Origin of the sequence: Streptomyces sp. PA03-5A (assembly GCF_033792725.1) — a bacterium.
Taxonomy (GTDB): domain Bacteria; phylum Actinomycetota; class Actinomycetes; order Streptomycetales; family Streptomycetaceae; genus Actinacidiphila.
The window spans coordinates 65,832-88,062 of sequence record NZ_JARAVL010000006.1 but is presented as its reverse complement, the minus strand read 5'-3'; the positions used below and the strand labels follow the sequence as shown (position 1 = coordinate 88,062).

Below are 22,231 nucleotides of genomic sequence, written 5' to 3'. Positions count from 1 at the left end.
CACGGCAGCGCGGCACGACACGGCGGCCGCCGAGTCGTGACCCTTCGCGTTTCAGCAGAACTTCGTGAGTGGTGGTGGATCGTGCAGGGGATGCGTTCGAGGTCACTGCCTCCCGTACGACAGGAGTCGTTCCCGGGGGAGTTGACCTCGACGTCGTGGGCGAGGCGGACGGTCATGCGACGGCCGGAGCCGCCCACGAGTCCCCTGGTCCCAGCCGAACCCGAAATGCACATGACGACCGTTACATGCGGTGACGTGGGCCGCATCCTGGGTGGGCCGTTCGTAGCGGAGCGTGCGCACCTTGGGTTCCAATGCTAGGCGTTTGCCTAATCAGTTTAGGTATGCGCATAATCGCTTACGGAGGAAGGGAGCCACACCGTGCCACGCGTAGGACTCACCGCGGAACGCCTGACCCGGGCGGGGGCGGAACTCGCCGACGAGGTCGGCTTCGCCCAGGTGACCGTCTCGGCGCTCGCCGAGCGGTTCGGCGTCAAGGTCGCGAGCCTGTACTCGCACGTCAGGAACTCGCAGGACCTGAAGACCCGGATCGCCCTGCTCGCCCTGGAGGAACTCGCCGACCGGGCGGCCGAGGCCCTCGCCGGCCGCGCGGGCAAGGACGCCCTGGTCGCCTTCGCGAACGTGTACCGCGCGTACGCCCGGGAGCACCCCGGCCGCTACGCGGCGGCGCAGCTGAGGCTCGACCCGCAGACGGCCGCCGCCAGCGCCGGCGTCCGGCACGCCCAGATGACGCGGGCCATCCTGCGCGGCTACGACCTCCCGGAACCGGACCAGACGCACGCCGTCCGTCTCCTGGGCAGCGTCTTCCACGGCTACGTCAGCCTCGAACTGGCGGGGGGCTTCGACCACACACCCGTGGCCGCCGAGGAGTCGTGGTCGTGGGCCTTGGACTCCCTGGACGCCCTGCTGCGGCAGCGGTCGACGTCCTGAGGGCGCGCCCCGGCACCTCCCACCGAACGGACGGGCACCCAGCCCACGGACAGCCATCGGACAGGCAACGCACCATGCACACGCACCGGAACCTGATCACCACCCCCGTCACCGAGGAACTGCTGCGCGGTGCCCTCGACGTGGAGCGCACCCGCCACGGGCTGCTCCCGCACCGCCTGCCCGCCGCGGCGCGCCGGCAGATCCCCGACGGGCAACTGGCCGTGGCGGAGGCCCAGCCGTCCGGCGTGCGGCTGGTGTTCCGCACCCGGGCCACCACGGTCGAACTGGACACGCTGCCCACCAAACGGGTCTACCGGGGCTTCGCGGCCCCGCCGGACGGCGTCTACGACCTGCTGGCCGACGGGCGTCTCGCCGCCCAGGCCACCGTGGCCGGCGGCAACGTCCGCGAGATCGTCGACATGGTCACCCAAGCCGCCGAGCTGCGGGAGGGGCCGCCCGGCACGGCCCGGTTCGGCGAACTGCCCCCGGGGGACAAGGACGTCGAGATCTGGCTCCCGCACTCGGAGATCACCGAGCTGATCGCCCTGCGCACCGACGCCCCCGTCGAGCCGCCCGCGCCGCGGGGCCGCAAGGTGTGGCTGCACCACGGCAGTTCCATCAGCCACGGCTCCAACGCCGCGCACCCGACCGGCATCTGGCCCGCACTGGCAGCCGCCGCAGGCGGAGTGGAGCTGGTCAACCTGGGGTTCAGCGGCAGCGCGCTGCTCGACCCGTTCACCGCCCGCGCGATGCGCGACACTCCGGCGGACCTGCTCAGCCTCAAGATCGGCATCAACATCGTCAACACCGACGCGATGCGGCTGCGGGCCTTCACCCCGGCGGTGCACGGCTTCCTCGACATCGTCCGCGAGGGCCATCCCACGGCACCGCTGCTGGTCGTCTCCCCCATCCTGTGCCCCGTCCAGGAGGACACCCCGGGCCCGCTCGCCCCGGACTTCGAGGGCGGCAGGCTGCGCTTCAAGGCCACCGGCGACCCGGCGGAACGCGCCGCGGGCCGGCTGACCCTCAACGTCATCCGCGAGGAGCTGGCCCGGATCGTCGCACAGCGGGCGGCCGACGACCCCAACCTCCACCACCTCGACGGGCGCGCGCTCTACGGTGCGGCCGACTACGCCGAACTGCCGCTGCCCGACGAGGTCCACCCCGATCCCGCGGGACACCGGCGCATCGGCGGGAACTTCGCCCGGCTGGTGTTCGCGGGCACCGGCCCCTTCGCCTCGGCGAGTCGCTGACCCGCAGCCGCTGACCCGCAGCAACTCAGCTGCGGGTCAGCGGCCCTGTTCATCGGCTCGCCGCATCACGGCATGAGATCCATCGATCTGCTTCACCTCATGCGCGGATCCACCATGGCAGCGCACCTCAGGTCGCCCCCCGCGGAGTTCCGGCAGGCAGTACGGCGTGTCGCGCGGAGGACACATGCCGCTGCGGTACACCGTGGAGGACATCGACCTCGGCGAGGGCGTGCTGATCCGCCGCGGGCGGCCGCGACCCGCGCAGGCACCCTGACGACGTGGACGCCTTCGACGTCCGCCGGCGCGACAAGGACCACGTCGCGTTCGGCCACGGCGTCCACCGTTGCGTCGGCGAACCACTGGAACGGCTGGAGGCGGAGGCCGCCCTCCCCGACCTGTTCGGGCGCTTCCCCGGCCTGCGGCCGGCGGTGCCGCTGGAGGACCTGCGGCCCCTGCCCGCGTTCGTCTTCAACGGGAGGACGGAGCTTCCTGTCCACCTCGAGAGCGGGCCCGGCGCGGTCCGCGCGGTCCCCGGCGCACGCGGGCCCGTGGCGACGGTTCCCAGCGCAGGCGGACTCCGGTGAGGCGGGCGATGGCCCGCAGGTGCGGGCCGGTGTTGCCGACGTACCAGATCCGCCGGTCCGCGTGCGGCCACGCGTAGGCCGGGACGCCGTCGTCCAGCAGGGTGGTCAGCCGGGGTTGTTCCAGCGAGGCGGCCGAGAACGCGTAGAGCTCGGACAGCCGCGGGGCGATCACCCCGGAGTCCAGCATGCGGGCGAGGGCGTGTTCGTCGAGGACGGTGTCCTCGACGGGTGTGCTGACCGGGTATTCGGGCGGGAAGGACTGGCCCAGGTCGAGGTACATCTGGACGGCCCGGTGCCGGGGGTCGGCCATGAGCGGGCCGAACGCGGCCAGCGGGCCGAGCGCGAGCCGGGGCCGCGTGAGCATCGCGTGCGTGAACAGGACGCGCAGCAGCGCGACGTTCATCATGAACCGCTCCACCTTCAGCTCGGCGGCGGCCAGTTCCTCGTGCTGCAGGTAGCCGGCGACGATGCTGGCGTTGTGCGCGCGGTACCAGCGTCGGGGTTCCGGCGTGCGGATGAAGTCCAGCCAGAACTCGACGCTGCGGGCACCTGGGGTGCCCGCGGCTCCGGCGGACAGCAGCTGGGCCTCGGTCTTGTCGCGCAGCAACCGTTCGTTGACGGCCCGCCACCAGGGGCTGCCGGGTGGCAAGGCGGTCTCCGGCGCCAGTACGCCGCGGCCCAGCGACCATCGCCCGTGACCTGCGACGACAGGCACTGGCGGGCCGCTCCGCGGTCAGACGTCCGCCGGGGACCCGGGCCCGCGGGCCGGACCGGAGACCGCGGCGGTCACGGCGGTCGCGGTCAGCCGGCGGGTGGCGGCGGCCGGCTCCTGCGCGGGCGGGGCCGCCGCCGGCACCACGACGGGGGGCCTGCGGACGACGGCTCCCGAAACGACCGCCAGCAGCGCGAGCACGACCACCCCGGCGCCGTACACCGTCGCCGTGGCGTGCAGACCGAAGGACGGCACGGCGAGCCCGGCCAGTACGGCGGGAACGCTCAGGGCCAGGTAGCTCACGACGTAGACCGAGGCGAACAGTTCCGCCCGCTCGGTGGGCCGGGCCAGTGCCGCCAGGGAGCGGAAGGCACCCAGGAAGGCGGCGCCGAAGCCGAACCCGGCGAGGCCGGTCCCGAGGAAGAACAGCGCCGTCGAGGGCCCGGCGAGGGCGAGCAGCGTGAGTCCGGTGCCCACGGCGAGAACCGCCGAGCCGCCGGTCATCATCCGCCGCGGCGTCACGTCGCGCACCACCAGCGAGGCGACGGCCGCCACGCCGAAGAGGGTGGTCACCACCAGGCCGCCGACCAGGTGGCTGCCGATGTGCAGCACCCCGGCGGTCAGGGAGGGGCCGAGCGCGAGGTAGAGACCGCCCATCGCCCAGGTGGCGACGAGGCAGGGCGTCGCCGCCAGGAAGGTCCGGCGGGCCTGGACCGGCACGGCCGCCCGGGGCCGCAGCGAGGCCCAGGCCCCCGGGCGCGGCGAGACGGGGTCGGGCAGGAACAGCACCAGCGCCGCCAGCACCACGAACACGGCGGTCAGCACGACGAAGACCAGCCGCGTGGGGGCCGGGGCGTACTGCACCAGCAGACCCGCACCCAGCGCCCCGGCGGCCAGCCCGGTGGCCGGCGCCACGGTGTTCAGCAGGGAGCCGAGGGGCGAGGTGGGCGAGGGCTGCAGGTCGATCAGCCCCGCGCTGATGGCGCCGGCTGCCGCGCCCGTCGCCACGCCCTGCAGGATGCGGGCCAGGAACAGCGGTCCGACGCCGTCCGCGGTGAGGAACACGACCATGGCCGCGGCCTCGACAACCAGCGCCGCCAGGAGCACCGGCCGCCGGCCGACGTGGTCGGACAGCCCTCCGACGGTGAGCAGCGCCACCAGCAGCGCCAGTACGTAGACCGCGAAGACCGTGGTGAGCACGATCGGCGAGAAGCCCCATTGGTGCTGGTAGACCACGTAGAGCGGGGAGGGCGCACTGGAGGCGGCCAGGAAGGCGAGCAGGGTGGCGGCCAGCAGCCAGAAGCCGGCCGGACGCGGCATCCGCCTCGCGGTGCGCTGGGTGTGCATATCGGTACTCCCGAACGGTTCCAAAAATATCGAACCATTCGAGGGTAAGCACACACGCGCCGATTGTTCAACTATTATCGAACCATGACTGGAGCCCCCCGGGAGCTGCCGCACCCCGACGCCGCGGACCTGGTGCTGACCGACGTGCTCTTCGCCCTGAGCGACCCCTCACGGCTGGAGCTGGTGCGCCGGCTGGCGGACCGTCCCCTGGAGGGGTCGGCCTGCCAGCCCGTCAACGGGGAGATCCCCAAGTCCACGCTCTCCCACCACCTCAAGACGCTCCGCGAGGCCGGCGTCGTCCGCAACGACCCGCACGGCCGGCAGCGCCTGGTCAGCCTGCGCCGCGAGGACCTGGAGCGCCGCTTCCCCGGGTTGATCACCGCCGTCCTCGACGAGCCGGGCGCCGCACCGCCCGGGCCGGTCGGGTCCTGACCGGGCGGCTCAGCCGGCCACCGGGGCCGTACGCGACGCGGGCCGTGCGTCCCGGTAGAAGATGTCGATGTCGACCTCCTCGCCGCCGACGGTGACGGTGTCCCACGGACCGCTGTCCCGCAGGGTGCGCAGCGTCTCGCTCCCCAGGGTCTCCAGGTGCTCCCTCAGGGTGGCGTCGTCCGGCATCCCGGCGATGCGCGGGGCGAGCCGTTCCCGGATCACGCGGAACTGCTCCATGAGGGCGTCCAGGTCGGCCTCGCGGTCCGGCTTCCCGGCGGCGGACTCCTCGATGCTCCGCGCGATCTTGTCCTTGATCGCCTGGCCCACCCCGTTCTCGTCCGTGGTGATCATCGCGTTCCAGGCGCGGCTCTTGTGCCGGTACTGGAGCATCGACATCGCCGCCTCGTGCCGTACGAAGTCCGCGTCGCGCAACGGCCTGCCGCGCCAGGTGCCGCTGAGCGTACGGGCGAGCGAGACCGCCGAGGCCAGGCCGCTGTTCAGGCCGCGCCCGGGCCAGAAGTGGATGGCGTTGGCGGCGTCCCCGAGCAGGAACCCGTACGTCCCCGGGGTGGCCGCGGTCGCCGGGTGGAGGCGGGCCGTGAAACGCGGCCGCTGCACCATGTCCAGGCGGAAGGCGGTGATCGCGGTCAGGTCCTGCTCGTCGACGTCGAAGAGCGTCAGGCCCTCCTTGACGCGCTGCCAGAGCGCCGAACCCTTGATGAGGGCGGGCAGGAAGAACGTGCTGTGGGTGGAGCAGTGGAAGTCCCCGTGCCCGTCGCGGCTCATCACGCAGGGGCGGGAGGCGATGCACTGCTCGAAGACCTGCCGCACGGGGTCGATCCCGACGACCTCCTGCGCCTCGGCGTCGGTCAGGCGCATGTTCAGGAAGCCCTCGCCGCGCAGGGAGTTGAGGAGGAACCGATTCTGCGCGACGGTCAGCAGGACCGTCATGGGGTCGGAGAGCCCCGACTTCACGCGCAGGCCCAGCACCACGTCCTGGAGGTGCTCGCCGTCCAGCGAGTAGATGGACGTGTCGGCGGTCCCGAACCTGGCGGCGAAGTGCTCGCGCGTGCGGGACCGGCCGCCCTCGCAGATCGCCAGGACGTGGTCCTGGCTCGACTCCTGCCGCTCGGCCGCGTCGAACCGGGCGGGCACCAGGCGGATGCGGTCGCGCTTGGCGTTGGCGAGGTCCAGCAGCGTGTCCTCGACGTAGGCGATGCGTATGTTGCGCGGGTTGAAACCGCGGATCGAGTCGGGCCCCGCGGGCCACATCTCGGTGTACGTGCCCTCCGTGAACAGCCGGGCCTGCACTTCCTCGGGCAGGTTCAGGTACTGCCGGCTCTGCACCGTCACGACCTGCTGCCGGCGGACGTTGCCCTGCCCCTCGTCCTTCCAGACGACGCGGTCCCCGTCCTGCGCCCAGCGGGCGTCGTAGACGGTGACGCAGACCCGCCGGCCCATCAGGTTCTCCAGCAGCAGGGCGAACGCCAGCCCCACCGGGCCGCCGCCCGCCACCGTCACCTTCAGCACCGGCCCGGGTTCCTCCGGTTCCGCCGGCGGCATCAGCGCCTCCAGCAGGGAGAGGTCCAGGATGGTCTCCATCGCGTCGGCGGCCTCGAAGCCGAAGGTCTCGTCGCCGATGGAGATCTCGTCGCCCGGCTGCAGCACGTGCGACGTCACGCGCTCCCCGTTGACCCGCGTCCCGTTGCTGCTCGCCCGGTCGTAGAGCACGAACCCGTGGCCCTCCCGGCGCACCTCCGCGTGCAGACGGGAGACGCTGACGCTGGCGATCACCACCGTGTTCCCGGCCTTGCGCCCGAACGTCAGGGGCTTGTCGCCGATCCCGAACCTCTCCCCTGCCAACGAGCCTCGACGCCCGACTATCTCAGGAGGCATTGGTCCCTCATCTCCACGTGTCAACGAACCCCGGGGAACGCACGCACAGTTGCTGGCTGCCCAACCCGCCCACCGTGGGAAACACCCCCGGCGCAAGACGGCGCGGAACCACCCCCCGCGCGGCCGTCACCTACGACCGCCGGGGTCGGCCGCCTCCGTCATCCGTCGGATTGACGGGCCCCGGGAACCCGCCGCCGGGACAGGTGGAGCCTGCGGCCCGGGCGGTCGACCTCGATGACGACGACGGTGATCCCGTCGCCCGTCCTGACGACCTCCTCCGGCGCCTCCACGGCCGTGTCCGCGAGCTCCCGGAGGTGCACCAGCCCCACGACCCCGTCGGCGACCTCGACGAAGGCACCGAACGGGACCAGCTTGGTGACCCGTCCGCGCAGCGTCCGGCCCACCTCCGTGCGGTCCGCGAACTCCCCGAAGGGGTCCGGCAGGGTGGCCCGCAGGGAGAGCCGGGCCTCCCCGTTCGTCGTGTCGAACTGGAGGAACTCACACGTGACGCGCTCTCCGACCCGGACGACCTCCGAAGGGTCCTCGAAGTGGCGCCAGGAGAGTTCGGGAAAGGTGATGAACCCCACGCCGGGGAAGACCGGGTGGCCCGGGCCCTCGTCCAGCGCCACGAACACCCCGAACCGCTCGATCGACGCGATCGTGCCGGTCATGCGCTCGCCCGGGTGCAACGACGCCAGGAACGCCCACAGTTCGGAGTGCGCGGTGGCTGCCGTCGACAGGAAGACCCTTGCCCTGTCCACGTCGACGGACAGCACCCGGGCGGTGATCCGTTGCCCGGGCTCGAGGTTGGGACGCCGGATCCAGGACGCGTCCAGCGACCCCACCGTCCCCAGCGGACGCCCCGGGAAACCGTCCAGCGTCACCGACACACCATGGCCGGTGACCTCCGCCGCCGTCCCGCCGCAGACGTCGCCCACGCGGATCCCGGCCAGGAACTTCCTGCAGGCCCGGTCGTCGGAAGATTCGCTCACGCGGGACAGTCTCACCCCGGGGTGGGGCAGTTGGCGAGCCAGTCCGCACGTTCGCCGCGGCCGCCTCCGCCGTCGCCGTCCACGAGGTAGGCCAGGCCTCGGAGAAGGTCGCGCCCAGGTGCCACAGGACGTTCGGGCCCCGCGGCGATGACGTGGCCGCCGGCCGCGAGGCAGCAGCGGAACCGGGACGACCACATCCCCCAGCGGGGTGTGGTCCTCCCCGCGATGCCGCCACGGCGTGGACGCCTCCTCGGCGGGTGTCGACGCAGGCGTCGACGGGGTCCACGTGCAGGGAGGAACCGGGGCGACGAACCGGGGAGCTCCTGATCGTCAGCCCGCCGAACTCGGCCCGGACGGCGACCGCCGCGTCGTCGGGTGCGAACCCGGCGGCGGTCAGTTGGCGCCGCCAGTGCTCCGTGGCGACCGCGCGTCCGTGCCGACCGCGACCGCGTTCGCGGCGACGATCACGAACGTGGCGAGCCAGGCGGCCGGGTCGAGGTGCTGGTCGAGGACGACCAGGCCGACGAGCGCGGCGAAGACCGGGTTCACGCTCATGAAGACGCCGAAGAAGTGCGCCGGGACCCGGCGGAGCGCCAGCAGGTCGGACAGGAACGGTACGGCGGAGGAGAGAATCCCGGCGGTCACGGCGCAGGCCAGGGCGGTGAGCGTGGGCGGATGCCACCACAGGGCCAGCGCGCCGGCGGGGACGTAGGCGGCGCCGGAGACGGCAGCGGCGGCGGCCGGGCCCTGCAGTCCGGGCAGCCGTCCGCCGACGACGCGGTTGAGCGCGATGTAACAGGCCCAGCAGGCCGCGGCGAGCAGTGCGAGGCCGATGCCCGGGTAGTCGGTGGAGGGCTGGGGGCGGGTCAGGACGACCACCGCGGCCGCGACGGCCAGCGCGCACAGCACATGGGTGCGGCGGCGTGAGCCGATCAGGGCTACGGCCAGCGGCCCGAGGAACTCCAGGGTGACGGCGAGCCCCAGGCCGATGCGGTCGACGGCGGTGTACAGGGAGAGGTTCATCGCCGCGAACACCACCGCCAGGGCCAGGACCGGGCGCCACTGCGCGGCGGTGAAGGCGCCCATCCGGGGCCGGCCCGCCCCGCACAGCGCCGCCGCGGCCACCCACTGGCGGACCGCCACCACGCCCAGCGGCCCGATCACGGGGAACGCCAGGGCGGCGACGGACGCGCCGACCTGGTTGGACAGGCCGCTGCCCAGCATCAGCGCCACCCCGCCGAGGCGTCCCGCGGCCCCGGCCCCAGCCCCGGCCCCGGCCCCGGCCTGGGCCTGGGCCTGGGCGGCCGGCGCGAGGTCGCCGGAGGTCTCCATCGTCATGCGGACCACTGTCCCGCCGCGGGTGGCCATGCGCGAAATGCATACGACGCACCATCGATACGCTGGACGCATGGACGAGCATCGTGGAGGAGCCGCCGGACTCGAGCTGCGGCACCTGCGCTGCCTGGTCGCCATCCTCGACGCGGGCAGCTTCACCGACGCCGCCATCGACCTGGGGATCTCCCAGGCGGCGGTCTCCCGCAACCTGCTGGCGCTGGAGCGCGTCCTCGGGGTGCGACTGCTGCACCGCACCAGCCGTACGGTCGCCCCGACCACCGCGGGCGTGCAGGTCCTGGCCCGGGCCCGGGTCCTGCTGGGCGGTGCCGACGAACTCGTCAGGGAGGCCGCGACCGGTCACACCCGCCTGCACATCGGCCACGCCTGGTCCGCCTTCGGCCGCCGCACCACCGAGTTCCAGCGCGTCTGGCGGGACCGCCACCCCGGCGTGGAGCTCCAGCTCATCCGCCACAACACCCCCACCGCCGGTCTTGCCGAGGGCCTCTGCGACCTCGCGGTCGTCCGCGCCCCCATCGACCTGGACCGCTGGTCCCACGCGCTCATCGGTCACGAACCGCGCTACGTCGCCCTCGCCGCGGACGACCCCTGGGCGCGACGGCGCAGCGTCCGGCTCGCCGAGATCGCCGCCCGCACGCTGGTCGTCGACCGGCGGACGGGCACGACCAGCCCCGACCTGTGGCCCGAGGGCGACCGGCCGGCCGTCGAGCACACCCACGACATCGACGACTGGCTCGCCGCGATCGCCACCGGCCGCCGCGTCGGCGTCACCCCGCGGTCCACCTCCGCCCAGTACCGCCGCGACGGCATCGTCTACCGCCCGCTGCGGGACGCCGCCCCGGTGCCCGTGCGCCTCGTCTGGCGCCGCCACGACCCGCACCCGGCCACCCACGCCGCCGTCGCGCTGGCCATGGAGCTGTACCGGGCCGACGACCGCCGGACCTAGCCGGGCCGCGGGCCCCACAACCTGTGGCCAGGGGTCGTACCGCGTCATCCGTTCGGAGCATCGGGGCGTCGGGGCCGCGGCCCTCGTCGCGACCTCGCGGTGGCGGCGTGACCAGCAGTGGGACGGGCGGCGGCGGTTCACTCGATTTGCGTACGACACGTCCGGGAGGACGATAACGGACGGAGCCCGTTTCATCCGGTCCGGTCGGCGGACCAGCGTCCACCGACCGTTGTTCGCGCCACCGCCGGCGCGACGGCCGCACGGAAGGGAGCAGCCGTGTTGATATCCGCCGTGCTCGTCCCGCTGATCATGCTCGCCGCCGTCCTGGCGCCCAACTGGTACCAGGCGTGGAAGACGTACTGCGAATCGGTCAGGCTGCCCGTGTCCCCTCCGGAGGCTTCCGAAGCGGTGGACGACCGCCGGAGCCGGTGGTCCGCGGAACTCGCCCGGCTGCGGAGCCGCTGGACGCAGGACTGAGGGGCCGCGTCCTGCCTCGGTCCTGGTGCGCCGATGCGGTCCCGCCCGGGCTGAACCCGGGGCAGGACCGCGTCAGGCGGCAGGGGCGGGCGTGGTCACGCGCGGGGCGTCATGAACTCCGCCGGTGCCAGGGCGCGTTCGACGATGCGGGTGTCGCCGATCCAGCCGTAGAAGCCCTGCCCGAACTGCTCCGCGAACTGCGTCCCCCCGATGACGAAGGGCTTGCCCAGCGTCTCGATGCCGGTGGCCGGCTGGGACGGGTTGCGGGCGATCTTCGAGCCGTCGACGTACATCACCGTGCGACGGCCGTCGTTGACGACCGCGATGTGGGTCCAGCGGCCGACGGGCAGGGCGTGGCTCCACGAGGTCGGGTCGGCGTCCTGGACGTCCGGGTAGAGGACGAACTGCAGGAACCGCTCGGGCGTGACGTTGAGGCTGCACGTGGGCTCGTCGGTCGACCAGCCCGTGGTCTTCCCGGCGTCGCCGTTGCGGCCCTCCCAGCTGAGGATGCCCATCCAGGCGTGGTCGCCCTCGAAGGGCTCGGGCAGCCTGATGAAGGTCTCGATGGTGAAGCCCCTGCGGAACTTCATGCTGTTGAGCGGCGCCGTGGCCTTCGTGGTGAGGACCGCGCCCCGGTCGGGGCCCTTGCCGCCGTCGAACCGCAGGCTGGCGTGGGCCGGCTGGCCGGTGTGGTGCTCCGCCGACCAGGTGAGGACCTCGGCGGAGCTGTCGTGCAGGAGCCGCACCGCCAGGTCGTTGCCGTTGCCGCTCAGGTCGCGCGCCACGGTGCCCGCGGCGACGGTGGAACCGGGGCGGCCCGCGCCGGCCAGCCCCTCGGCGTCGAAACGCCAGTACGCCACCGTGCCCTTGGGTATCACGCGGTGCGCTGGACGGGGCTTCGGCGGGGTCACCTGGTCGAAGCCGCGGAAGCGCTCGGCGAAGTCGATCGCGAGGCTGAACCGGTCCACGTCGCCGGTCAGTTCGATGGTCTCCGCCTCCAGCGGCGTCCGCTTGGCGGGGTCGCGGGCGAGGAACCAGGGGGAGAAGGTCTCCACGTCGACGACGTTGCGCACCGTGTCGAAGGCGTAGAGCCGGACCATGCCGGCGCCGCCGTAGTAGCGGTCCTGGTAGTTGGTGATGTGGACGTGCACGTCGTGCCCGGCGTCGTTGGTGAGCACGGTCCGGCCGGGCGGCCAGTAGTGGCCGCCCAGCGCGAGGAAGATCTGGTCGTTGCCGCGGATGATGCGGTCCCACAGGCGCTGCCCGTTGTCGGACAGGTGCGCCTCGCCGTCGTCCTCGGCCCAGGCGATGTCGTGCGTGGTCAGGACGGCGGGCAGGGTCGGGTGGGCGTCGAGGACGCCCTGCGCCCACGCCAGGCCCTTGTCCGAGGCGCGCCAGTCCAGGGCGAGCACCAGCCACTCGCGGCCGGCCGCGCGCAGCACGTGGTAGCTGTTGTAGCCGTCGGGCGAGGAGCCGCCGAACGTCGGCATGGCGGTGAACCGCTCCGGCCCGAAGGCCCGCAGGTACGCGGTGTCGCCCCGCTGGTCGTCGGTGCCGCCGTTGATGTCGTGGTTGCCCGCGAGGACGCTGTAGGGGACCTTGCCGTGGATGGTGCGGAAGGTGTCGGCGGCGAGCTCGATCTCCTGCTCGGTGCCGTGCTCGGTGACGTCGCCGAGGTGGGTCATGAACGCGATGTTGACCTCCTCGCGCTCCGCCACCAGGTAGCGGAAGGTCGCCTTCAGCGGCTCGGGGTCGGCGCTGTCGGCGTCGAAGAGGTACTGCGTGTCGGGCAGCACCGCCAGGGCGAAGCGGGGGCTCTCCTCGTCGAAGCCGCGGTCCCGGGAGCCGGCCGTGCCGGGGACCTGGTGCCGGGGCGCGGCCTGCGCCGTGCCGGTGCCGAGGACCGACGCCGCGGCGCCCACCGCGGGCACCGCGACCGCCGCCTGCAGCAGCGATCGGCGTCCCGGGCTGGGGTGGCGGGGATTGCTCATGTACGTCTCCGTGCTGGGGGGAACTGCTGTCAGCACGGATCGTGCGCGGCCCGGGCGAGGACCCGGCAAAGCGATCTTGAACATCCGCCCTGAACTGGTCCGGACCACCAACTCGTCCTGGGATGCGAGCCCCGCTCCGGCCGTTCACGGCAGGTGGGCGGCTCGGCCTCTCAGAGGCGGACGACGACCACGGCCGTGTCGTCGGTGCCGGCGCTCAGGGCGATCAGGGTGTCCGCCAGGTCCTCGGGGCCCTGCCGGCGGTGTTCGGCGAGCCGGTCGGCGAGGCGCCGCAGGCCGAGGTCGATGTCCTCCCCGCGGCGTTCGATCAGCCCATCGGTGTACAGGACGAGGGTGGAGCCGTCCACGTAGGTGGTGGTGGCCTGGGGGCGGGGGGTGTGGTCGGAGGCGGCACCCAGCGGTGGGTCGGTCGCCCGGTCCAGGAAGCGCACGGTGCCGTCGGGGCCGGCCAGGGCCGGCGGCGGGTGGCCGGCACTGCTGTACGTGATGCGGTGGCCGGACCGGGCGACGACGGTCTGCACCGCGGTGGTCGACAGGGCCCCGTCGACGGAGCGGGCGTACAGGTCCAGCCCGTCGAGCGCCTTCGCTGGGCCGCCCACGACGCGGATCGCGGCACTGAGGGCGCTGCGCAGCTGACCCATGACCCCGGCGGCGGCCAGACCGTGACCGACGACGTCCCCGACCGCCACGGCGTCGTCGCCGGAGGGCAGTTCGGTCACGTCGTACCAGTCACCGCAGACGCCCAGGGCGTGGACCGCGGGCCGGTAGCGGACCGCTGCCCGGTGGTGGGCCAGTGCTTGCGGGGCGGGCAGCATCGCCTCCTGCAGGGCGAGGGCGACCTCGCGTTCGCGTGCGTGGGACTGGCGCAGCCGCTCGTTGACCTGCCGCAACTCGCGGGAGCGGGCGTACAGGTCGGCCTCCATCTGCAGCCGGCGGTCGTCGACGGCGGGACCGCCGGAGCGCACGAGGTCGGTGAGCTCGGCGAGCCGGTGCACGAGCAGGACGACGCGTCCCGCGGCGTCCAGGACGGGGGCGTTGATGGGGCTCCAGTAACGCTCGGCGAACTCCCCCGGCCGGGCCGGATCCTCGACGTCGTAGCGCAGGGGGCCGGCGGCGTCCGGGGCGCCGGTCTCCACCACCCGGCGCAACGACGCCTCCATGTCCCCGCGTCCGGCACCGTGCGGGTCGTCGGGGTTGTCGGGGTAGGCGTCGAAGACGTGACGGCCGACGAGCTGGTCCCGGCTACGGTCGAACAGCCGCCGGTAGGACGCGTTCGCGTCCACGATGACCAGCGCGAGGTCCAGCACCAGCATCGCGCTGGGTGACGCCTCGAAGACGGCCTGGTAGTCGATCCCCGGTCCTCTCACCGCGCTTCCCGCACCCGTTCCCGACCGGCCGGGCATCCCCGGTCCCTGCTCCCCCAGTATGCGCTCCGGCCGGCGGGTCACGGCTCGTCGAGGAAGTCGGCCACGACGCGGTTGAACAGGGCCGGGTTCTCCCGGAACATCAGGTGGCTGCCGCCCTCGGCCGCGGAGAGGACGCGTGCCCGCGCACCGGGGATCAGGGAGGCGACCCATGCGGCCGTGCCGGGCGGGAAGATGCTCAGCTCGCCGCCGATGATGAGGGTGGGGACGTCGATCCGCGGCAGGACGTCCCTCCAGTCGCCCCCGTAGTGGTCCAGGTGCAGCGCGGCGGCGTGCCGCGGCGGGAGGAGCCGGTTCTGCTCCACGAGCCACTCCACGTCCGCGTCCGGGAGGGACGGGCCGTGCAGCATGCCGACGATGGCGCGTGATGTGGCGGCGGCGCTGTCGGGCGTGCCGCGCAACCCGGCGACGATGCCCTGGGACATCTCCGGGGTGAACACCGCCGACGGCGGCGCCTCGTCCCCGGCGCCGGCGAGCGCCGAGGAGATCACGGGCGGCTGGTCGACGATGACGAGGCGGGCGATCCGCTCGCCGCCGAAGAGGTCCCAGTAGGACCACGCGACCGGGCAGCCGATGGAGTGGGCGAGCAGGGTGACGTCCCGCAGGGCCAGGGCCTCCAGGAGGTAGTGCAGGTCCGTCGCCAGCCGGGCGATCCGGTAGCCGTGGGCGGGTCTGGCGGACGGCCGTGCCCGCGGTGGTCCGGCGCGATCACGCGGCGGCGGCCGCTCAGCCCGTCGATCTGCGGGCCGAACTCGGCGGCGCTCTGCGCGAAACCCGGGACGAGGACGAGCGGCTCCCCGGCGCCCGCCTCCGTGTAGCGCAGGCGCACTCCGTCGTTGGTGACCACCTCGCCCGCACGGCGTTCCGCGGGCGGGGGGCCGGTCGTCGCGTCGTCCACGGCACCTCGTGCGCCGCGTGGGCGGCGCCTTCCCATGCTGGCGACGGGCACCCGAGGAGGTATGAAGGGAACCATGACCTTGCCATTCAGTGTGCTGACGCATCTGGAGTGCGCGCGGTGCGGCCGCCGCCACGACGCCGACCGGGTGCAGAACCTGTGCGCGTGCGGATCTCCGCTCCTCGCCCGCTACGACCTGGACCGGGTCCGGGACTCCCTCACGCCCGCGGACCTCGCGGGCCGCCCGCAGAACCTGTGGCGCTACCACGAACTGCTGCCCGTACGCGATCCGGCACACGTCGTCACCCTCGGCGAGGGCATGACGCCCCTGGTGCCGCTGCCGCGGTACGGCGCGGCGATCGGCGTGCCGGGACTGGTGATGAAGGACGAGGGGCTGATACCCACCGGCAGCTTCAAGGCGCGGGGCGCGGCCGTCGGCGTGGCCAGGGCCCTCGAACTGGGCGCACGCGGGATCGCCATGCCCACCAACGGCAACGCGGGGGCCGCGTGGGCGACCTATGCCGCACGGGCGGGCCTGGACGCGCTCGTCGCGATGCCGGCGGACGCGCCGTCGATCACCCGGGCCGAATGCGCTGCCGCCGGGGCCGACCTGTACCTGGTGAACGGCCTGATCGGCGACGCGGGCCGGCTGGTGGCGGAGAAGATCGCCGCCGAGCCCGGTGTCTGGATGGACGCGGCGACCCTGAAGGAGCCGTACCGCATCGAGGGCAAGAAGACCATGGGCCTGGAGATCGCCGAGCAGCTCGGCTGGCGCGCGCCGGACGTCATCGTCTACCCCACCGGCGGCGGCGTCGGCCTCATCGGCATCCACAAGGCCCTGGTCGAACTGCGGGCCCTGGGGTGGCTGCAGGGGCCGATGCCGCGGCTGGTGAGCGTGCAGGCCTCCGGCTGCGCCCCCATCGTGCGCGCCTTCGAGAAGGGCGAGCGCACCAGTGAGCCGTGGCAGGACGCGCGCACGGTCGCGTTCGGCATCACCGTGCCCAAGGCGCTGGGCGACTTCCTCGTCCTGGACGCGCTGTACGAGACCGACGGCCGGGCCGTCGCGGTCGACGACGAGGAGCTGCTCGCCGACCGCGACAGGTGCGCCGCCGCCGACGGTGCCCTGCTGTGCCCGGAGGGCGCGGCGACGCTGTCGGCGGTGCGGGTCCTTCGCGAGCAGGGCTGGCTGTCCGGCGACGAGGAGGTGGTGGTGCTGAACACCGGGGCGGCGGCCAAGTACCCGGAGACCTTCCGGGTCGACCCGCCGGTCCTGGAGCTCACCGACCGCATCCCGTAGGCCCGCGCCGCCGCCGGGCGCCCCCGCCCTGCGGCGTCCGGCGCGCGGACGGTCTCTGTCGTGCGGGGGGACGGTCCGGCGCACGCAGGAGCCGGCCGGTGGGTGCGCAGCCGAGGAGGGTCAGCCTCTCCCGGAACGCGGCCCGGTCCGCGAACAGTCCTTCGGCGTCGACGCACCGCGCCCATACCGTCCGCTCCGCGTCCCCCTCCTCGTGGACGAGCGCGAACCGCAGGGGCAGCTCTCGCCCCCCAGACGACCTCGCGCACCGACCCGTGCCCGTCCACGAGCCACACCCCTCCCCCGGCCCCGACGGCCGGCGACGATCACAGGGGTCGGGGCTCCTCGTACGGGATGCGGTTCAGGTGCCGGATCTCGCCGAGCGTGCCCCATTCGTCGGCGCCGAGTTTGGTGAGCGGCCGCAGCAGCGGGGCGCTCGGGCGGCCGTCCGCCAGGACCTCCTGGTCCGCGACGGCGTGCACCACCCGCCCGAAGACCAGCGTCGAATTGCCCATCCGCACGGTGGTGTGCGAGCGGCACTCCAGGGCGACCGGCGAGGCCGCCACCCTGGGCGGACGCACCCTCAGGCTCGGTTCGCGCTCGATGCCCGCGTGGTCGAACTCGCTGACGTGCCGCGGGAAGTCGGTGGCCGTGACGTTGACCAGCGGCATCAGGACCTCGGAGGCGAAGTTCACCACGAACTCCCCGGTGTCCTCGACATTGCGCAGCGAGTCCTTGCGGCCGATCGAGGTGAACTGCACGATCGGCGGATCCGTGCTCGCGATGCTGAAGAAGGAGTGCGGCGCGAGGTTCTCGTACCGGCCGTCCGGGGTGACGGTGGAGATCCACGCGATCGGCCGGGGCACGACCACGGAGGTCAGGAAGCGGTAGAAGGCGAAGCCGCCCATGGCCTCGGGATCGAAGTCGACGCGCATGGCCGCAGTATCCACGGCCGCGCCCGCCGTCCCGCCCCCGCGGCGGCCCCGGCGTGTCGGCTCCCGGGGGTGCCGTGGCCGCAGCGGTGACTTGGGCATGTGCGCGCACGCGGCTGAGTACGCGTACTCAAGCGCCCCGCGCCGCCCGGTCCGAGGCTGTCCGCATGACACGAACTCCCGCACTCGCGATGGCGGTTCTGACCGCCCTGACGCTTGCCGCCTGCGGCACCGAGCACACGAACGCCGCCGACGCCGTCAAGGTGCGGCCCGCCGGGGCGCCGTCGGCTGCGGAGGATCCGGAGCGGGCGTTCATCGAGAGGGTGAACACGGTCGCGCGGCCCTGCGCCCTGGAGGTCCCGTCCGGGGAGGACGAGCCCGTCGCCCCGGGCGAGAAGCCGCGGACCGGTCCGGCGGAGGCACTGCCGACCGGTGACGGCGCGCCCGCGCTGCCGACCGCGGGCCCGGAGGTGGAGCCGAACGCCGTGGAGTGGTGCGCGGGGCACCTCCACGTCGAGCGAATCACGCAGGCGCTGATGGGTGTGGCGGACCCGACCCCCGACAAGGTGAGGCGGGTCCTGAACGGTCTCGGGTACATCGACGAGCGCATCCACGGCCTGAAGCGGTCCGGTGCGACCACACGGTTCTCCATCGACCTGCGGGTCATGGGCGGCGCGCTCGGCCTGAAGGGCACGGCGGCCGGCGCGTACACCGACGTCGAGTTCGTCGCGGCCCCCGAGACCGGCCCGTTCGAGCCCGGCGCCGCGGGCCGCTGATCCCGCGGGCGCCCGGTGCCGGACCGAGGTCGGCATCGGCCGGCAAGGTGCTCCTGGTCACAAACGGCCGGTCGGTGTCATAGCGGCGGGCACTGTCCGGTCGTGGTGGGTGAGGGCTCCCCCAGGGGAGCCGGAGACACCCCCGCAAGAGGAGAACGTCCATGACCACACCCGTCGTCGCGATCGCGTACCACTCCGGCTACGGCCACACGACCGTCCTCGCCGAGGCCGTGCGTGACGGCGCCGCGGAAGCCGGCGCCGTCGTCCACCTGGTCAAGGTCGACGAGATCACCGAGGAGCAGTGGGAGCTGCTCGACGCCGCCGACGCGATCGTCTTCGGTTCGCCGACCTACATGGGCACGGCCTCGGGTGCCTTCCACCAGTTCGCCGAGACGACCTCCAAGCGCTGGTTCGTCCACTCCTGGAAGGACAAGCTGGCCGCCGGCTTCAGCAACTCCGGTGCCAAGAGCGGCGACAAGCTCCACACGCTGCAGTACTTCTCCATCCTCGCGGCCCAGCACGGCATGACCTGGGTCAACCTCGGCCTGCACCCGGGCTGGAACAGCTCCACCGCCTCCGAGGACGACCTCAACCGCCTCGGCATCTACCTCGGCGCGGGTGCCCAGACGCACACCGACGTCGGCGCGGACGAGGTCCACAAGGCCGACATCGCGACCGCCGCGCACCTCGGCCGCCGGGTCGCCGAGCAGGCCCGCATCTACGCCGCGGGACGCTCGGTCGTCGGCGCCTGAGCCGGTCCCGCCCCACCACGCGGCCGGTGCGCCCCCGGGTGTGCCGGCCGTCGTGCCCCGCGCGGGACGCAGACCCGCGCCACGCTCACCGCGCTGTCACATTCCGCGGGGCAGCCCGGTCATCACTGCGTATCGCACCCCACAGCAGAGGAGATCACCATGGAAGCCCGCGTGAACTACTTCGGCCACCCGCTCGCCGGCAAGGTCATGAGGCACCTGAACTCGGCGAGCAAGGTGCTGGCGGAGTCCACGCTGCCGGTCCTCACCCAGGAGCTGGTGAAGATCCGCGCCAGCCAGATCAACGGCTGCGGCTTCTGCACCGACATGCACACCAAGGAGGCCGCCGCCGCCGGTGAGACCTCGGTGCGCCTGAACCTGATCGCCGCCTGGCGCGAGGCCACGGTCTTCACCGACGCCGAGCGTGCCGCCCTGGAGCTCGCGGAGGAGGCCACCCGTGTCGCCGACGCCGCCGGTGGCGTCTCGGACGCGGTCTGGGGGAACGCCGCCAAGCACTTCGACGAGGACCAGCTGGTCGCCCTGATCTCGCTCATCGCCGTGATCAACGCCTACAACAGGATCAACGTGATCAACCAGCAGCCTGCGGGCGGCTACCAGCTCGGCATGTTCGGCTGATCCGCGGTTCCCGCCGCCGGCGCCGCACAGGCCAGGCCGTCCGTCCCCCTCCCGCTCCCGACCGCGGGGCGGGGACGGACGGCGTTTCCCGGCCGTCCCCGACGGCGCCGGCGGCGGTTCAGCGCGTACGAAGGTACTCCAGCCCCCTCTCGCGCAGCGACCGGTGCAGGCCGTCGTACGCGGGCGAGCCGTCCAGCACGGTCTTCGGCAGCTTGGCGACCACGGTGTAGTTGGTGTCGACCACGTTCCCGATGGGCGCCAGTCCGGCCTGGCTGACCAGCTGGTACGCGTCCAGCTGGTGCAGACCGGTCAGGGAGGACGTCCAGCCGACCAGGTCGTGCTGGCTGATCCGGTAGGCGTCCTCGAGCGGCCGGACCGACCCGGCCGACATCAGGAAGCGGTCGTCCTCCAGGCGCGGCCAGGCGGGCGCGCCGCCCTTGAGCAGGTCGATCACGACCACGGTGTGCATCGCTGCCTCGACCGCGGTGCCGCACACCTCGCCCTCGCCCTGCCGGCAGTGCCCGTCGCCGATCGCCAGCTGCGCCCCGGGCACGTTGACGCCCAGGTAGAGGGTGGTGCCGGCGCGCATCTCCGGGGTGTCCATGTTCCCGCCGTGCGCGCCCGGGGTGATGCTCATGACGACCTCGCCGGCGGCGGGGGCGACCCCCACGGTGCCGTGCATCGGGTCGAGGGGCAGCTCGACCGTGTGGTCGGAGAAGCGGGCCTGGAACCGGCAGCTGTTGCGCTCGCGGTCGATCCCGTACCGCCAGACGACCTCCTCCAGCGGGTCGTGCAGCATCGCCGTGGCGTGCGTCGTGGTCAGCGCGCCGAAGTGCGGGAAGGTGGTGGACACCGCCCAGTCCCGGGCCGGCGCGATGTCGACGAAGTGGACGGCCAGGGTGTCGCCCGGCTCGGCCCCATCGACGTGGATCGGGCCGGTGACCGGGTTGAGGTACGGGAACTCGCACACCTTGCTCGGGAGGTCCTCGGGACCCCGGACCAGGCCGCCGAAGCAGTCCTCCGTGAAGAGCTCCACGATCGTCCCCGGCCGCACGCGCAGCAGGGGCTCGCGGCCGCCGAAGGCGTAGGCGTACTGCTCGGGCGTCGGGTGGAGGCGTACCACTTCGAGGTCGCTCATGACGGTTCGGCCTCCTCGGCCAGGGTGGTCTCGGAAGGCTCGGCGGGCAGTTCCGGGCGCCGGCCCGCGATCAGCAGCCCCACCAGCAGGGCCGCACCGATCGCCAGCCACAGGAAGCCGAGCCGCTGGGCGGTGACCTTCGCGTTGACGACGACGAAGGTGAGGATCCCGAAGCCGATCAGCGGCGCGATCAGGTGGCGCCACCAGTCGCGGCTGCCCTGCCGGACGACGTAGTGGACGACGACCGAGACGTGCAGCACCAGGAACGCGGTCATCGCCCCGAAGTTGACCAGCGAGCTGAGCAGGGTGATGCCGTCGTCGCGGGAGTTCATGTACAGGCCCAGCCCCAGCGAGACCACGGCGACCAGCAGCGTCGCGTTGACCGGGACACGGCGACGGGGGTCGATCTCCGCCAGGAAACGGGGTAGTTGACGGTCGCGGGCCATCGCGAACAGCAGCCGGGAGGTCGCCGCCTGCGCGACCAGGGAGTTGGCGAAGCCCCAGGCGATCGCGGTGGCCAGTGCGCTCAGGGTGCTCAGCCAGCGGCCTCCGGCGACCTGGGCCGCGTCGTAGAAGGCGGTGCCGTCCGGGTCCCCCTCCTTGATCAGCGTCGGCGCCTCGGGCACCAGCATCGCCGCGATCCAGGTCTGGACGATGAACAGCGCACCGGCGAGCAGCAGCGCGGCCATCATGGCCCTGCCGATCGCCCGGGCGGATTCGCGGTTCTCCTCGGCGAGGGTGGAGATGCCGTCGAAGCCGAGGAAGCTGAGCACGGCGATCGACACCGCCCCGAAGATCAGGGACCAGGAGAAGGTGCCGGAGTCGTAGAAGGCGTGCAGGCTGAAGCTGCCCTTGCCCTGGGCGAGCGCGGCGGTCCCGAAGGCCAGGAAGATCGCGAGGACGACCAGTTCGGCCACGAGCATGATCTTGTTGATCCTGGCGGTCATCTCGATGCCGAGCCAGTTCACGACGGTGTTGAGGACGACGAACCCGATCAGCCAGATCCACACGGGCACCGACTCGACCTGCGAGTTCATCGCCACCGCGGCGATCAGGTAGAGCAGCGCCGGGACCAGGATGTAGTCCAGCAGGATCATCCAGCCGGAGAGAAAGCCGAACGGCCTGCCGATGCCCCGCCCCGCGTAGGAGTAGACCGACCCGGCCATCGGGAAGGCCCGGGACATCTGCGCGTAGGAGTGCGCGGTGAACATCATCGCCAGCATGCCGATGGCGTAGGCGAGGGCGACCATGCCGCCCGAGCCCTGGAAGACACCGCCGAAGATGCCGAAGGGCGCGATCGGCACCATGAAGACCAGGCCGTAGACCACCAGGTCCCGGAAGCCGAGTGACCGCGCCAACTGCTGGGTGTAGCCGTACTTCTCGAGATCTTGCCCTTGAGGTGCGCTGTCGCTCACGTCGCCTCCCCGGCGGCCGCGGT

19 protein-coding genes and 1 pseudogene are annotated in these 22,231 nt (G+C 73.0%); 9 read left to right on the top strand and 11 right to left on the bottom strand.

Going from position 1 to position 22,231, the window contains the following annotated elements; all coding sequences use genetic code 11:
- Window positions 1-378 precede the first annotated feature (378 nt).
- Complete coding sequence (locus PV410_RS09160) at window positions 379-948, top strand: TetR/AcrR family transcriptional regulator (RefSeq protein WP_500323513.1); 570 nt, start codon at window positions 379-381, stop codon at window positions 946-948.
- A gap of 74 nt (window positions 949-1,022) precedes the next feature.
- Window positions 1,023-2,201, top strand: coding sequence for a GDSL-type esterase/lipase family protein (locus PV410_RS09155; protein WP_500323511.1), 1,179 nt, complete (start codon window positions 1,023-1,025; stop codon window positions 2,199-2,201).
- 468 nt (window positions 2,202-2,669) lie between these two features.
- On the opposite strand, the gene PV410_RS09150 is transcribed toward PV410_RS09155, so the two are convergent.
- Entirely contained in the window at window positions 2,670-3,500 is an 831-nt protein-coding gene (locus tag PV410_RS09150) for a hypothetical protein (protein WP_500323510.1), read from the bottom strand.
- An 18-nt stretch (window positions 3,501-3,518) separates the two neighbouring features.
- Window positions 3,519-4,844: an MFS transporter gene (locus PV410_RS09145; protein ID WP_500323509.1), complete on the bottom strand. Its 1,326-nt coding sequence runs from the start codon at window positions 4,842-4,844 to the stop codon at window positions 3,519-3,521.
- An 84-nt stretch (window positions 4,845-4,928) separates the two neighbouring features.
- Here PV410_RS09145 and PV410_RS09140 point away from each other — a divergent pair, with 84 nt between their 5' ends.
- Window positions 4,929-5,276 (top strand): ArsR/SmtB family transcription factor, encoded by a 348-nt coding sequence (locus PV410_RS09140; protein WP_500323508.1) that lies wholly within the window; start codon window positions 4,929-4,931, stop codon window positions 5,274-5,276.
- A gap of 9 nt (window positions 5,277-5,285) precedes the next feature.
- Here PV410_RS09140 and PV410_RS09135 read toward each other — a convergent pair whose 3' ends face one another.
- From PV410_RS09135 to PV410_RS09125, 3 genes are all read right to left on the bottom strand, one after another.
- On the bottom strand, window positions 5,286-7,139 hold the full coding sequence (locus PV410_RS09135; protein ID WP_500323507.1) for an FHA domain-containing protein: 1,854 nt from the start codon (window positions 7,137-7,139) through the stop codon (window positions 5,286-5,288).
- A gap of 191 nt (window positions 7,140-7,330) precedes the next feature.
- Window positions 7,331-8,164 carry a S1 RNA-binding domain-containing protein gene (locus PV410_RS09130; protein WP_500323506.1) on the bottom strand — a complete coding sequence of 278 codons (834 nt, stop codon included), beginning with the start codon at window positions 8,162-8,164 and terminating at the stop codon, window positions 7,331-7,333.
- Window positions 8,165-8,557: 393 nt separating this feature from the next.
- Window positions 8,558-9,388 carry an EamA family transporter gene (locus PV410_RS09125; RefSeq protein WP_500323708.1) on the bottom strand — a complete coding sequence of 277 codons (831 nt, stop codon included), beginning with the start codon at window positions 9,386-9,388 and terminating at the stop codon, window positions 8,558-8,560.
- A 184-nt stretch (window positions 9,389-9,572) separates the two neighbouring features.
- Here PV410_RS09125 and PV410_RS09120 point away from each other — a divergent pair, with 184 nt between their 5' ends.
- Together PV410_RS09120 and PV410_RS09115 are read left to right on the top strand one after the other, a co-directional pair.
- Window positions 9,573-10,463, top strand: coding sequence for a LysR family transcriptional regulator (locus PV410_RS09120; RefSeq protein ID WP_500323505.1), 891 nt, complete (start codon window positions 9,573-9,575; stop codon window positions 10,461-10,463).
- A 276-nt stretch (window positions 10,464-10,739) separates the two neighbouring features.
- On the top strand, window positions 10,740-10,940 hold the full coding sequence (locus PV410_RS09115) for a hypothetical protein (protein ID WP_500323504.1): 201 nt from the start codon (window positions 10,740-10,742) through the stop codon (window positions 10,938-10,940).
- A gap of 95 nt (window positions 10,941-11,035) precedes the next feature.
- On the opposite strand, the gene PV410_RS09110 is transcribed toward PV410_RS09115, so the two are convergent.
- The 3 genes and pseudogenes from PV410_RS09110 to PV410_RS09100 form a co-directional block, all read right to left on the bottom strand.
- Window positions 11,036-12,931 (bottom strand): LamG-like jellyroll fold domain-containing protein, encoded by a 1,896-nt coding sequence (locus PV410_RS09110; protein WP_500323503.1) that lies wholly within the window; start codon window positions 12,929-12,931, stop codon window positions 11,036-11,038.
- Window positions 12,932-13,101: 170 nt separating this feature from the next.
- On the bottom strand, window positions 13,102-14,316 hold the full coding sequence (locus tag PV410_RS09105; RefSeq protein ID WP_500323502.1) for a PP2C family protein-serine/threonine phosphatase: 1,215 nt from the start codon (window positions 14,314-14,316) through the stop codon (window positions 13,102-13,104).
- Between the two features lie 77 nt (window positions 14,317-14,393).
- A pseudogene (locus PV410_RS09100) lies at window positions 14,394-15,307 on the bottom strand (alpha/beta fold hydrolase).
- 37 nt (window positions 15,308-15,344) lie between these two features.
- Here PV410_RS09100 and PV410_RS09095 point away from each other — a divergent pair.
- The gene (locus PV410_RS09095; RefSeq protein ID WP_500323500.1) at window positions 15,345-16,565 is read left to right on the top strand and encodes a threonine synthase; all 1,221 of its coding nucleotides are present in this window, start codon (window positions 15,345-15,347) and stop codon (window positions 16,563-16,565) included.
- A gap of 323 nt (window positions 16,566-16,888) precedes the next feature.
- Here the strand turns inward: PV410_RS09095 and PV410_RS09090 are convergent, their stop codons facing one another.
- On the bottom strand, window positions 16,889-17,497 hold the full coding sequence (locus PV410_RS09090; protein ID WP_500323498.1) for a flavin reductase family protein: 609 nt from the start codon (window positions 17,495-17,497) through the stop codon (window positions 16,889-16,891).
- A gap of 164 nt (window positions 17,498-17,661) precedes the next feature.
- Between PV410_RS09090 and PV410_RS09085 the strand changes: the two genes are divergently transcribed.
- From PV410_RS09085 to PV410_RS09075, 3 genes are all read left to right on the top strand, one after another.
- Complete coding sequence (locus tag PV410_RS09085; RefSeq protein WP_500323496.1) at window positions 17,662-18,270, top strand: hypothetical protein; 609 nt, start codon at window positions 17,662-17,664, stop codon at window positions 18,268-18,270.
- A gap of 161 nt (window positions 18,271-18,431) precedes the next feature.
- The gene (locus tag PV410_RS09080; RefSeq protein WP_500323495.1) at window positions 18,432-19,022 is read left to right on the top strand and encodes a flavodoxin family protein; all 591 of its coding nucleotides are present in this window, start codon (window positions 18,432-18,434) and stop codon (window positions 19,020-19,022) included.
- Window positions 19,023-19,181: 159 nt separating this feature from the next.
- On the top strand, window positions 19,182-19,655 hold the full coding sequence (locus PV410_RS09075; RefSeq protein ID WP_499516057.1) for a carboxymuconolactone decarboxylase family protein: 474 nt from the start codon (window positions 19,182-19,184) through the stop codon (window positions 19,653-19,655).
- 118 nt (window positions 19,656-19,773) lie between these two features.
- Here the strand turns inward: PV410_RS09075 and PV410_RS09070 are convergent, their stop codons facing one another.
- Together PV410_RS09070 and PV410_RS09065 are read right to left on the bottom strand one after the other, a co-directional pair.
- The gene (locus tag PV410_RS09070; RefSeq protein WP_500323494.1) at window positions 19,774-20,793 is read right to left on the bottom strand and encodes an acetamidase/formamidase family protein; all 1,020 of its coding nucleotides are present in this window, start codon (window positions 20,791-20,793) and stop codon (window positions 19,774-19,776) included.
- Window positions 20,790-22,208, bottom strand: coding sequence for an APC family permease (locus PV410_RS09065; protein WP_500323493.1), 1,419 nt, complete (start codon window positions 22,206-22,208; stop codon window positions 20,790-20,792). The genes PV410_RS09070 and PV410_RS09065 overlap by 4 nt, the downstream gene beginning before the upstream one ends.
- Window positions 22,209-22,231: the final 23 nt, after the last annotated feature.